The organism is Frigoribacterium sp. VKM Ac-2530 (assembly GCF_015350835.1).
GTDB lineage: Bacteria > Actinomycetota > Actinomycetes > Actinomycetales > Microbacteriaceae > Frigoribacterium.
On sequence record NZ_JADKSE010000001.1, the window covers coordinates 1,184,670 to 1,197,246 of the forward strand.

At 71.8% G+C, this 12,577-nt stretch carries 9 protein-coding genes; 2 read left to right on the forward strand and 7 right to left on the reverse strand.

The features are described 5' to 3' along the window. Positions 1 to 3: 3 nt before the first annotated feature. From mmsA to ITJ48_RS05570, 5 genes are all read right to left on the reverse strand, one after another. A complete protein-coding gene (gene mmsA / locus ITJ48_RS05550; protein WP_192169509.1) occupies positions 4 to 1,524 on the reverse strand; it encodes a multiple monosaccharide ABC transporter ATP-binding protein in 1,521 nt (506 codons plus the stop codon). A gap of 330 nt (positions 1,525 to 1,854) precedes the next feature. Continuing rightward, positions 1,855 to 2,874, reverse strand: a complete 1,020-nt coding sequence (locus ITJ48_RS05555) for a LacI family DNA-binding transcriptional regulator (RefSeq protein WP_194612736.1) — start codon at positions 2,872 to 2,874, stop codon at positions 1,855 to 1,857. 104 nt (positions 2,875 to 2,978) lie between these two features. Further along, positions 2,979 to 4,361 carry an MFS transporter gene (locus tag ITJ48_RS05560; RefSeq protein ID WP_194612737.1) on the reverse strand — a complete coding sequence of 461 codons (1,383 nt, stop codon included), beginning with the start codon at positions 4,359 to 4,361 and terminating at the stop codon, positions 2,979 to 2,981. 71 nt (positions 4,362 to 4,432) lie between these two features. Then, the gene (locus tag ITJ48_RS05565) at positions 4,433 to 5,596 is read right to left on the reverse strand and encodes a cystathionine gamma-synthase (RefSeq protein ID WP_194612738.1); all 1,164 of its coding nucleotides are present in this window, start codon (positions 5,594 to 5,596) and stop codon (positions 4,433 to 4,435) included. 70 nt (positions 5,597 to 5,666) lie between these two features. Next, positions 5,667 to 7,031: a cystathionine beta-synthase gene (locus ITJ48_RS05570; RefSeq protein ID WP_194612739.1), complete on the reverse strand. Its 1,365-nt coding sequence runs from the start codon at positions 7,029 to 7,031 to the stop codon at positions 5,667 to 5,669. A 320-nt stretch (positions 7,032 to 7,351) separates the two neighbouring features. Here ITJ48_RS05570 and ITJ48_RS05575 point away from each other — a divergent pair, with 320 nt between their 5' ends. Next, on the forward strand, positions 7,352 to 8,041 hold the full coding sequence (locus ITJ48_RS05575; protein ID WP_370544784.1) for a DUF3105 domain-containing protein: 690 nt from the start codon (positions 7,352 to 7,354) through the stop codon (positions 8,039 to 8,041). Next, entirely contained in the window at positions 8,038 to 8,793 is a 756-nt protein-coding gene (locus ITJ48_RS05580) for a DUF305 domain-containing protein (RefSeq protein WP_370544785.1), read from the forward strand. The genes ITJ48_RS05575 and ITJ48_RS05580 overlap by 4 nt, the downstream gene beginning before the upstream one ends. Here the strand turns inward: ITJ48_RS05580 and ITJ48_RS05585 are convergent. Then, positions 8,790 to 10,229: a mechanosensitive ion channel domain-containing protein gene (locus ITJ48_RS05585; protein WP_194612740.1), complete on the reverse strand. Its 1,440-nt coding sequence runs from the start codon at positions 10,227 to 10,229 to the stop codon at positions 8,790 to 8,792. The genes ITJ48_RS05580 and ITJ48_RS05585 overlap by 4 nt on opposite strands. After that, complete coding sequence (locus ITJ48_RS16620) at positions 10,229 to 12,412, reverse strand: adenylate/guanylate cyclase domain-containing protein (protein WP_370544786.1); 2,184 nt, start codon at positions 12,410 to 12,412, stop codon at positions 10,229 to 10,231. The genes ITJ48_RS05585 and ITJ48_RS16620 overlap by 1 nt, the downstream gene beginning before the upstream one ends. Positions 12,413 to 12,577: the final 165 nt, after the last annotated feature.

The following is a 12,577-nucleotide window of genomic DNA, read 5'->3' on the forward strand; positions in this document are numbered from 1 at the left end:
CGCTCATGCGGCCTGCTCCTTCTTCTTCGACGTCATGGTGCGCATGAGCGTCTCGGCGTCGGCGTCCGCCGCGTCGATCTCGTTGGTGACGGTGCCCTCGAAGATCGTGTAGATCCGGTCGGAGAGCCCCAGCAGCTCGGGGAGCTCGGACGAGATGACGATCACGCCTTTCCCCTGGGCTGCGAGCTGGTTGATGATGTTGTAGATCTCGAACTTGGCGCCCACGTCGATGCCGCGGGTCGGCTCGTCCAGGATGAGCAGGTCGGGGTCGGTGAACATCCACTTCGCCAGCACGACCTTCTGCTGGTTGCCGCCGGAGAGCTTCGCGACCCCCTCGTCGACGGTGGGCGTCTTGACGCGGAGGCTCTTGCGGTACTCCTCGGCGATCGAGTGCTCCTCATAGGTGTTCACGACGGAGGCGCGCGAGATCTTGCCGAGCTTGGCCGCCACGGTCGAGCGCTTGATGTCGTCGAGCAGGTTGAGGCCGAGCACCTTCCGGTCCTCGGAGACGTAAGCGAGCCCGTGGTCGATGGCGTCGCGGACGTTCTTGATCTCGATGCGCTCGCCGTCCTTGACGATCTCGCCGGAGACGAACTGTCCGTACGACCGGCCGAAGATGCTCATGGCCAGCTCGGTGCGGCCGGCGCCCATGAGGCCGGCGAGGCCGACGATCTCGCCCTTGCGGACGGTGATCGACGAGCCCTTGCAGACGAAGCGCTCGGCGGTCTGCGGGTGGCGGACCCACCAGTCCTTGACCTCGAAGAACACCTCGCCGATCGAGGGGGTGCGGTCCGGGAAGCGGCTCGCGAGGTTGCGACCCACCATGCCGCGGATGATGCGGTCCTCGTTGACGCCGTCGGCCTGGACGTCGAGGGTCTCGATCGTCTTGCCGTCGCGGATGATCGTGATCGAGTCGGCGATGGCCTCGATCTCGTTGAGCTTGTGGCTGATCATGATCGACGCGATGCCGCGGCCCTTCAGGCCGCGGATGAGGTCGAGCAGGTGCTGCGAGTCGGCCTCGTTGAGGGCCGCGGTGGGCTCGTCGAGGATGAGCAGCTTGACGTTCTTGTTCAGTGCCTTGGCGATCTCGACGAGCTGCTGCTTGCCGACGCCGAGGTTCTTGATCGCCGTGTCGGGGTCGTCCTTCAGGCCGACGCGCGCGAGCAGGTCGACGGCGCGGGTCTTGGCGGCGGGCCAGTCGATGGCGCCGAAGCGGGTCGGCTCGTTGCCGAGGAAGATGTTCTCGGTGATCGACAGCTCGGGGATCAGCGCGAGCTCCTGGTGGATGATGACGATGCCGGACGACTCGCTGGACTTGATGTCGCGGAACTTCATCACGTCGCCCTGGTAGACGATGTCGCCGGCGTAGGTGCCGAAGGGGTAGACCCCCGAGAGGACCTTCATCAGCGTCGACTTGCCGGCGCCGTTCTCGCCGCAGATCGCGTGGACCTCGCCGGCGCGCACCTGCATCGACACGTCGTCGAGCGCCTTGACGCCCGGGAACTCCTTCGTGATGGAGCGCATCTCGAGGATGACGGGAGAGTCAACGGCCACGGCCGGCACCCCCGCGGCTCCCGCTCATCGTGATCTGTGCTGCGCGCACGCTGACCTCCATGTATCGACTTCGTCGTCGTCACCGTCGGCCAGGGCCGGCGGGAACCATCGTCTTCTCTCGTCGCCCCGGTCCAGGCCCTTCGGGAGGGCCTGTGAGACTCGGGATGTGACCGTTCACACCGCGACTGGAGCAAAGCTAATCCCGGCGGGGGTCCCTGTCAAATGCCTCGGTCCACCGCGTGTCGCCGCGCCCTCGGGAGGATGCCCGGCCGCCGCCCGACAGGAGTGCGAGGCCTCCTCCTAGAGGAACCAGGGACGATCCGTCGAGCCCCGGACCACGAGCTCTGGCGCGATCAGGGTGCGCCCCTCGACGGGCTTGCCGTCGAGCTCGGCGACGACGAGCTCGACGGCGCGGCGACCGATCAGCGCGAAGTCCTGGCGGACCGTCGTGAGCGGCGGCCAGAGGTGGGGAGCGGTCGGCGAGTCGTCGAACCCGACGACGCTGACCTCCCGCGGCACGTCGACCCCGGCCTCGCGGAACGCGTGCAGCAGCCCGACCGCCATGAGGTCGTTCGCCGAGAAGACGGCGGTGAAGTCACGTCGCCTCAGCAGCTCTCGCCCGGCGAGGTAGCCGAAGTCGGCCGTCAGGTCGCCGAGGATCGGCGGCTCGACGGAGAGGTCGGCCTCGGCCATCTCGTAGAGGAAGCCCTGCATCCGCTCGTCGGCCTCGATCCAGTCCTGGGGGCCCGCGACGTGGACGATGTGCTTGTGCCCGAGGTCGATCAGGTGACGCGTGGCCAGTCGGGCGCCGGCGTGCTGGTCGACGGCGAGGCTGTGCGCGTTGGTGCGCGGCGACGAGTCGAGCGCGACGATCGGCACCCTCAGCTCGAGCTCGTCGAGCACGGCGAAGAACTTGCGCTGCGGCGCGATGACGATGATCGCCTCCACCGCCTGGTTGCTCAGCAGGTCGACGCTCGCCCGCACGTCGTCGTCGGCGCGCGACGTGCTGGCGATGCTGAGCCGGTACCCGGCCGCCCGCGCCTCCACCTCGATGGCGTTGACCATGGTCTGCGGCCCGAAGTGGACGTTCTGCAGGGTGAGCACGCCGATGGCCTTCGACCGGCTCGTCGACAGCGCCCGGGCGGCCTGGTTCGGGCGGTAGCCGATCTGGTCGATGACGTCGAGCACGCGCTGCCGCGTCGCGGGGCGGATGCTCGGGCTGTCGTTGAGGACCCGCGACACCGTCTGGTACGAGACGCCCGCGAGGGCCGCGACGTCGCGGATGTTCGGCGCGCGCACCTTCTCGACCTCGTGCTTCACGTCGCTCCATCGCTGATCGGCGATGTGACCGTACACATCGCGCGCTGCAGACCATTATGCAGACTTCGACGGGCACCCCTCGACCGAGGGGCGAGGAGCCGCGCTCAGCGACCGCGCGGCGCCCCGCGACCGCTCACCAGCAGCGCGGTGAGCGCCACGACCGCGGCGACGGCGAAGCACGCGACGAAGGCGGCGGGCTCGTCGGCGCCGCCGAGCTGGAGGAACGCGGCCCCGGTCACGGCGAGCGCGATCGCCGAGCCCGACGAGTCGGCGATCGTCAGGGCCGAGCTGTTGAAGCCCTTCTCGTCGTCGCGCGACCAGCGCAGCACGAGGACGGAGAAGCGCGGGTACATGAAGCCCATCCCCGCGCCGGCGAGGGCCCAGCCGGTGATGACGACGGCCGGGTGCAGGTGCCCCAGGGCCGACGCACCGGCGGAGAGGACGCCGACGAGCACCAGCACGATGCCGACGCGGATGCCGGTCCGCTGGGCGACCCGGTCGCCGAGCCGCCCCTGAGCCCAGCTCGCGGCGGCCCAGGCGACGGCGCCGAGCGTGAGGGTGATGCCGGAGGCGGCCGGTGCGAAGCCGTACTGCGCCGACAGCATGTAGGGCAGGTACACGTCGCTGCCGAGGAACGCGGCGCCCACGAGGCCGCGCAGCAGCACGAGGGCCGGCACCCCGGTGGCGGCCACGAGGGCCCCCGTCGGCAGCAAGGGGCGGAGCGCCACGACGAGCACGACCACGGCCATGGCGAGGACGGCGGCCGCCGCCGCGAGGGGCAGCTCGGAGAGCAGGTTGAGAGCCATCACGGCGAGCGCGGCGGCGACCGACCACGCGATGCGCCCCCCGCTCCAGGGCACGCGAGGCTCACCTGGCGCAGGGACGGTGGGCGGGATGCGCCGGAGGCTCGGGAGGATCATGGCGAAGGCGGGCAGGGCGACGACGACCGCGCCGAGGAACACCCAGTGCCAGCTGGCCAGCTCGGCGACGGTGCCGGCGACCACGGGGCCGACGAGGCCGGGCACCACCCAGGCCGCCGCGAACCCGGCGAAGATCGACGGGTGCAGCGCCGGCGGGTACAGCTTCGACACCATGACGTAGAGGCCGACGATGACGGCGCCGCTGCCGAGCCCCTGCACGAGACGGCCGAGCAGCAGCACGACCATGTCGGGCGCGGTCCCGACGATGGCGAGGCCGATCGCGAAGAGGACCATGGAGGCGGTGACCACGACCCGGGGACCGCTGCGGTCGGCCCAGTTGCCGGCCACCACCATGCCGACGACCCCCGACGCCAGCGGGGCGGCGAACGCGACCGAGTAGAGCGCCTCGCCGTCGAGCTCGCGCGCGATGATCGGCATCACCGTGGTGATCGCCAGCGACTCGAACGCCGCGATGCCGATCAGCGCCACCATGCCGAGCGTGGCCAGCCGGTACGCCGGCGAGAGCACGCCGCCCGCGGGCAGGGTGCTCTCGGGGGCCGTCGTCATGCTCTCACCCTAGGTGCCGCCTCCGACGCCGGGTCCTGCCAGGAGGCGCCCCGTCGAGGCGCCCCTCGGGATCAGGCCTGCGCGCGGTCGAGCGCCTGGCGCACGTCGGCGAGCAGGTCGGCGACGTCCTCGATGCCGACCGACAGGCGGACGACGGTGTCGGGCACCTCGAGCTCGGTGCCGCGCACGGACGCGTGCGTCATCTCGGTCGGGTAGCCGATCAGCGACTCGACGCCGCCGAGCGACTCCGCCAGCTGGAAGATCTCGGTCGACTCGGCGAAGCGGCGGGCCGCGGCGGCCCCCGCCGTCAACGAGACGGAGAGCATCCCGCCGAAGGCGCTCATCTGGCGGGCGGCCAGCTCGTGCCCCGGGTGCGACTCGAGGCCGGGGTAGAAGACGCGCTCGATCGCGGGGTGCCCCTCGAGCTCCCGCGCGATCGCGAGGGCGTTCGACGAGTGCCGCTCGACGCGCACCGCGAGCGTCTTGATGCCGCGCACCGTGAGCCAGGCCTCCATCGGGGCCGAGACCGCGCCCGCGCCGAACTGCACGAAGCCGATCTTCTCGGCGAGCTCGTCGTCGCGCACGACCACGGCGCCGCCGACGACGTCGGAGTGCCCGCCGATGTACTTCGTCGTCGAGTGCACGACGACGTCGGCGCCGAGGGCCAGGGGCTGCTGCAGCGCCGGCGAGGCGAAGGTGTTGTCGACGACGACGAGGGCCCCCGCCGCGTGGCCGATCTCGGCGAGCGCCGTGACGTCGCTGACCTTCATCAGCGGGTTGCTCGGGGTCTCGACCCAGAGCACGTCGGTCTCGCCGGGACGCACCGCCGCACGGACGGCGTCGAGGTCGGTCATCTCGACCGTCTCGAGGGTGACACCCCAGGGCGTCCAGACCCGGTTCACCAGCCGGTGCGTGCCGCCGTAGACGTCGTTGCCCATCACGACGCGCGAGCCCGGGCGGAGGACCGAGCGCAGCAGCGCGTCCTCGGCCGCGAGGCCCGACGCGAAGCTGAAGGCCGCGGTGCCGCCCTCGAGCGACGCCAGCAGTTCCTGCAGCGAGTCACGGGTGGGGTTCGCCGAGCGGGCGTACTCGTAGCCGTCGCGGAAGCCGCCGATGCCGTCCTGCACGAAGGTGGACGTCTGGTAGATCGGCGGCACGACCGCGCCCGTGCGCGCGTCGGGCTCCTGGCCGGCGTGGATGGCCCTGGTCGAGAAGCCGTGGTCGGAGGTGCTCATGGGGTGTCCTTCGGTGATGCGGGGAAGCAGGTACGGGGAGTCTGACGCGAGGTGCGGCGCGGAGCGCGCGTCAGGCGGAGAGGAAGGCCAGGACGTCGTGGCGGGTGACGACCCCGGCGGGCTTGCCGTCGGCGGTGACGAGCAGCGCGTCGGTGGTCTCGAGGGCGGCGCGCGCGCTCTCGACCGACTCGTTGATGCCGATCAGGGGCAGCGGGGCGCCGACCACGGTCGACAGCGCGTCGCCCATGCTCGCTCCCCCCGCGAAGACCGCCTCGAGCAGCGTCTTCTCCTCGACCGCGCCGACGACCTCGCCGATCACGACGGGGGGCTCGGCCGAGAGGACCGGCATCTGCGAGACGCCGTACGTCGTCATGATGCCGATCACGTCGTGCAGGGTGTCGGACGGGTGTGCGTGCACCAGGGCCGGCAGCGAGCCGGTCTTGGAGGCGAGCAGGTCGCGCACCGTGCGCCCGTCGACGCTGTCGGCGAAGCCGTACGAGCGCATCCAGGCGTCGTTGAAGATCTTGCCCAGGTAGCCGCGTCCGCCGTCGGGCAGCAGCACGACGACGACGTCGTCCGGACCGAGCTCGCGGGCCACGTCGAGCGCCGCGGCGACGGCGAGGCCGGACGACCCGCCGACCAGCAGGCCCTCCTCGCGGGCGAGACGGCGGGTCAGCTCGAACGACCGGGCGTCGGACGCCGCGATGATGCGGTCGACGACGGTGGGGTCGTAGGCCGAGGGCCAGAAGTCCTCGCCGACGCCCTCGACGAGGTAGGGGCGGCCGGTGCCGCCGCTGTAGACGCTGCCCTCGGGGTCGGCGCCGATGATCTGGACCGATCCTCCGGACACCTCCTTCAGGTAGCGACCCGTGCCGCTGATCGTGCCGCCGGTGCCGACGCCGGCCACGAAGTGGGTCACCTGGCCCTCGGTGTCGCGCCAGATCTCCGGACCGGTCGTCTCGTAGTGGCTCTGCGGGCCGGCGGGGTTCGCGTACTGGTTCGGCTTGAAGGCCCCGGGGATCTCCCGGACGAGCCGGTCGCTCACGCTGTAGTACGACTCGGGGCTCGACGGCTCGACGGCGGTCGGGGTGACGACGATCTCGGCGCCGTAGGCCTTGAGCACGTTCCGCTTGTCGTCGCCGACCTTGTCGGGCAGCACGAAGACGCAGCGGTAGCCGCGCTGCTGGGCGACGAGCGCGAGGCCCACGCCGGTGTTGCCGCTCGTCGGCTCGACGATGGTGCCGCCGGGCAGGAGGAGGCCGTCGCGCTCCGCCGCGTCGATGATCCGCGTCGCGATCCGGTCTTTCGAGGAGCCGCCGGGGTTGAGGTACTCGACCTTGACGAGCACCGTGGCCGTGATGCCCTCGGTGACCTTGTTGAGCTTCACCAGGGGGGTGTCGCCCACCAGGTCGAGGACGGTCTCGGCGTACTTCACGGGTGCTCCTTCACGGTCGGGATCGCTCCCTCGCGGTTGCTCCGCACCTCGTGGGCCGTCGTGCGGCACCAGGAGGCGGTGGCGGGTGGGGCAGGGACGTGTCGCCCCGGCCCCACGACTCTACCGGCGGCCCCCGGCAGATGACGGGGCGAGTCAGGCCGGCTGTGACGGTCTTCCCAGACAGGTGTGGGACAAATCGGTGACACATCCCCGACGTCCTGCCGCCGCACGGCGCGCGCTGTCGCCGGGGGGGACCCGCCGGGGCAGACTGGGCGGGCACCGACAGACCCCGAGATCCCCGACACCAGAGGACCCCATCCGTGGCCAGCAGCGACAAGAAGAACCCGGGCGCGACGCCCGATCCGAGCTCGATGAGCGTGAAGCAGCAGCGGGACGCGCGCCGGCAGGAGAAGGTCGCCGCGCTGAAGCGCGAGCAGGCCAGGTCGAGGCGCAACCGGACGATCGGCATCGTGACCGCCTCCGTCGCGGGCGCCGCCGCGGTGGCCCTGATCGTCACCGTCGTCGTGACGAGCGGCACGCCCCGGGCCGACCGCAGCGAGATCGACGTCGCCGGCGTGCAGACCTGGGACGACCTGACCGCGAACCACGTCACGGGGGCCGTCGACTACGAGATGACTCCCCCGGCCGGCGGGGACCACGCCGCGGTCTGGATGAACTGCGGCGTGTACACCGAGCAGGTGCCGAACGAGAACGCCGTGCACGACCTCGAGCACGGTGCGATCTGGTTCACCTACGACCCGGCCCAGGTCACCGACGAGCAGATCGAGCAGATCACCGACCTGGCGCCCTCCACCTACTCGGTCGTCTCGCCCTACGAGGGCATGGACAGTCCCATGGCCGTCAGCGCCTGGGGCGCCCAGCTGGCCTTCGACGACCCCGAGGCCGACGCCGTCTCCGACTTCGTCACCAAGTACTGGAAGTCGGCCGACGCCCCCGAGCCCGGCGCGCCCTGCACCGGCGGGGTCGACGGCCCCGGCAAGGTGTCGTGACCCACGACCTCCGCAGGGCCCCCGACCGCGACGAGCCGCGCGACGACCTCGACGACGTGACGACCGAGGCGGGCGCTGCCGGCGCCTCCTCGGGTCGTCGCCTGCGACTCGTGATCGCCGCCGCGGTCGCGCTGCTGCTCGTGCTCGGCACGGGCGTCGCCGTGGGCCGCCTCACCTCGTCGGCTCCCGTCGTGCCCGGCACGAACAGCGTCGAGGCCGGGTTCGCCCGCGACATGCAGGTGCACCACGAACAGGCCGTCGAGATGTCGTTCGCGATCCGCGACCGCTCGACCTCGGACGACGTGCGCACCATCGCCTACGACATCGCCGCGACCCAGTCGCAGCAGGCCGGCCAGATGTACGCCTGGCTCGAGGTGTGGGGCGTGCCGCAGGCTCCCTCCCAGCCCGTGATGACCTGGATGACGCAGCCGACGCTCGACGGGCAGCTGTCCGGGCACGAGCACGGCGGCGCCGCGTCCGGCTCCCCCGCGCCGAGCCACGTCCCCGGCGAGCCGATGCCCGGCCTGGCGACGCCCGAGCAGATGGCCGAGCTGCGGGCCGCCGACGGCGTCGACGCCGAGCGGCTGTTCCTCACCCTGATGATCGACCACCACCTGGGCGGCATCGAGATGGCCCAGGCCGTCCTCGCCCGCAGCGACGACCCCCAGGTCGACGCCTTCGCGACCGGCATGATCATGACGCAGCAGAGCGACGTCGACGCGATGCGGGCGATGCTCGCCCTGAGGTCCTAGCTCGCCAGCTGTCCCCGGGTCCCCCCGCCCTCGCCCGACGCCTCCGCGACCTCGCGCGCCGCGGCGCCGCGCCGGTCGATGACCTCGCCCAGCTCCCGCGCCAGGCGAGGCCTCACCCGCACGAGCGCGTCGAGCGTGTCGCCCGGGACGACGAGCACCGCGACCTCGGAGACCGCGACGGCCCGGGTCGTGGTCGGCTGGCGCGTGAGCACCGTCTGCCCCACGAAGTCGCCCCGCTCGACGCGCGACACGGGCAGGACCGCGTCGCCCGGCGTCGGGACCCCGAGGGCCACCGCGCCGCTGAGCACGAAGCGCAGGGCCTCCGGCACGACGCCGAGCGGCAGCACCACCTCGCCCGCGGCGTACCGCTCGAGGCGCACCGAGGGCACGAGGGCAGGCACGTCGTCCGCCGTCACCTGCAGGGTCGGGGCGACGGCCGCGACGGCCTGCTCGATCCGCTCGGGAGTCACGAACGCGTCGGTGGTGTCGCCGTCGAGGCCGAGCCCTGCACGGCGCGAGGCGTACCAGAGCCAGCTGCGCAGCGTCGCGAGCGACGAGCCCTCGTGGGCGGGCCCGCGCACCTCGTACGAGACCTCGTAGGCCGCGCCGCCGAGCGGGACGGCGACCGGCGTCGTGCCGGGCCACAGCTCGGGCAGGCTGCCCGCGACCCTCTGCAGCAGCGCGACGACCTCGGCGGGCGGGTCGTCGGTGGTGAAGGCCACGGGGGCGGTGACGGTGTAGCTGCCGTCGCCGCGGCTGAGGTTGGTGAACGACGAGCCGGCGAGCGACGCGTTCGGGGTGATCTGGATGCCGTTGCCCGTGTCGATGTGCACCGCGCGCCAGTTGACCTGCACCACGCGGCCGCGCACGCCGCCGGCGTCGAGCCAGTCGCCCAGGCGGAACGGCTGCTCGAACAGCAGCAGCAGCCCGGAGACGACGCTGCCGATCGCGCCCTGCAGCGCGAGGCCGAGGACGATGGAGGTGACGCCCAGGGCCGTGAACAGCCCGGCGACGTCCGTGCCCCAGACCGTGCTGAACAGCACGGCGAGCCCGATGGCGATGAGCACGATGCGGCCGATGTCGACGAAGATCGAGGGGAGGCGGTCGCGCCAGCTGCCCTTCTCGGCGTTCGTGAAGAGCGCGAGGTTGACGGCGTTCAGCACGGCGACGATCACGAGGAACCCGAAGGCCGTCGCGGCGACGCGCGTCCAGGTGAAGTCCTCCGAGTCGACGGCGATCGTCACCTGGGCGACCAGGATCGACACCGCTGCCGTCGGCACCACGTAGGTGCGGAGCAGCCGCACGACCCGTGCGCCGGGGTTGCCGCGGCGCTGCAGGACGCTCGCGATCTCGGTGAGCACGATGAGCAGCACCGGCAGCCCGACCACCACGGCGAGCACCGGCCAGAACCAGGGCTGCTGCCAGAGCGACGTCATCAGGCGGCCGGCCGCTCGAGGCGGAAGACGCGCTGCTCGCCCGACTGGGTCGTGACCGTGCCCGAGTCGACCGCCGGCACCCCGTCACCGATCTTCTGCACGACCCTCTCGGTCGCGTAGATGCCCGCCTGCGACGAGACGTCCTGCACCCGGTGGGCCAGCGTGACGGCGTCGCCCCACATGTCGTAGACCATGCTCGTGCGGCCGACGAGGCCGCTGGTCACCTGGCCGGTGTCGATGCCGGCCCGCAGCGCGACGCGGGACGAGTTGGTCGCGTTGAAGCGCTCGATGATCCCCTGCAGCTCGAGGGTGAAGTCGACGACCCGGCGGGCGTTGTCGATGCGGGGCACCGTGAGCCCGCAGCTGGCGAGGTAGCCCTGCTGGCTGCTCCGCACCTTCTCGACGCCGAGCCGCTCCGCCGCCTCGTCGAACGACCGCCAGAGCCCGTTGAGCAGGGCGAGCCGCTCGCCCGAGCGCATCCCGCGGCTGAAGTCGTCGAACCCGGCGACGTCGGCGTAGACGACGGCGACGTCGGTGTGGTCCTCGGCGATCGTCTCCTCGCCCTCCTTGTAGCGCTTGGCCATCGCCTCCGGCATGAGGGTCAGCAGCAGGCGGTCGTTCTCGCGCCGCTGCTCGTCGATCAGGTCCTGCTTGACCCGGAGGCTGCGGCTCATGTCGTTGAAGGCGCCGCCCAGCTCGCTGAACTCGTCGTGCCCCTTGACGGGCACCTCGACGCCGATCTCGCCCCCGCTGACGCGGTTGACCGCGTGCTGGAGGCGCCGCACCGGCCGGACGAAGACCTGCGCCAGCAGCAGCGAGAGCAGCGACACCACGACGATGATCGCCGCCGTCGAGAGCAGCAGGTTGCGGGTGAAGACGTCGACCGGCGCGAACGCCTCCGACGTGTCGACCTTCGCGACGATCACCCAGTTCAGGCCGTCGACGTCGATGGGCGCGTAGGCCGCCAGCACCTCGTGGCCGAGGTAGTCGGTGTTGACCGTCGTCGCGGTGCGGCCCTGCAGGGCCGCGTCCACGGCGGTGGTCGCCACCGGCTGCAGCAGCACAGAGCTGCCGGTCGCCACCTGGCGCTCGGCGACGTCGGTCGGGGTGCCGTGGTCGACGACGTCGGCGGCGAACGTGTCGGGGTGCTCGATCAGCTCGCGCGAGGTCGAGCGCATCGTCTCGTCCGGCCCGGCGAGGTAGGCCTCGCCCGTCCGGCCGAGGCCCTGGTCGGCCCAGCCCCTGTCGCCCGTCATGACCGAGTCGATGGTCTCGATCGGCACCTGCACGGCGAGCACGCCGGTCACGTCGGCGCCCGAGCCGACGGGCGAGGCGATCCACGCGGTCGGGTCGCCGAGCGACGGCGCGTACGGCTGGAAGTCAGTCGTGAACGACGAGTCGACCGTGTTCGACTCGAGCGCCGTGGCCCAGACGTCGGCGAGCGCCGTCCGCGAGTAGGGGCCGTCCTCGACGTTCGTGCCGAGGTCGGTGCCGGAGAAGGCCGAGTAGACGACGTTGCCGTCGAGGTCGAGCAGCAGGACGTCCTCGTAGCCGAGCTGGTCGACCATCTCGCGGAAGTAGTCGTGGTGGTCGGCCCGGGCCTGCGACCACGCGCTGCCGTCGTCGGCGGCGTCAAGCGCGAGCGAGGCGTCGAAGTCGTCGTCGAAGGGCACCGTGTAGAGCGACTGCAGGTACGCCTGGGCCGACGAGGTCGGCTCGATCAGCGACGGGTCGGTCGTCGAGCCGGTGGCCTCGTCGAGCCGGGGCACGAACGTGTCCTCGTAGTACGCGGTCACCGCCTGCTGCCGCGCGGGGTCGACGGGCTGCTCGTCGAGTGCGGCGAAGCCGGCGTTGAAGTCGAGCGAGGCCTGCACGGCGCTGTCGTTGCGGCTGTCGAGCACGACGGCCTGCTGGACGCCCGCGAGGGTGCGCTCGACGTCACGGGCCCGCGACTCGCGGATGCTCGTGACCTGGTCGAACGCCGCCGCACGGAGCGAGTCCCGCCCGTTGACGTAGCCGACGCTGCCGATGACGATCGCGGCCAGGAAGCTGACGGCGAGCAGCATGACGAGCAGGGTCGACTGGATGTCGAGCGAGCCGCGCCCGAACAGGGCCCGAAGCGGCGAGCGCCGCCGTGTGGTGGTGGTCTCGTCGTCACGGGTGGTGGTGGTGCTGCTCGACACGCGTGCCCTCGTTCCCCCGGCGCCGGCCCCGTGAGGGACCTGACGCAGTCTCAACTCGTCCCCCAACAGATATCACGACGAAGGCGACCGGTGCACGATCCGTCACGAGTTCGTCACATGCGCTGTCCCCCGAGCGAGTCCCCGGCGTTCGTCGGCCGTCGAGGA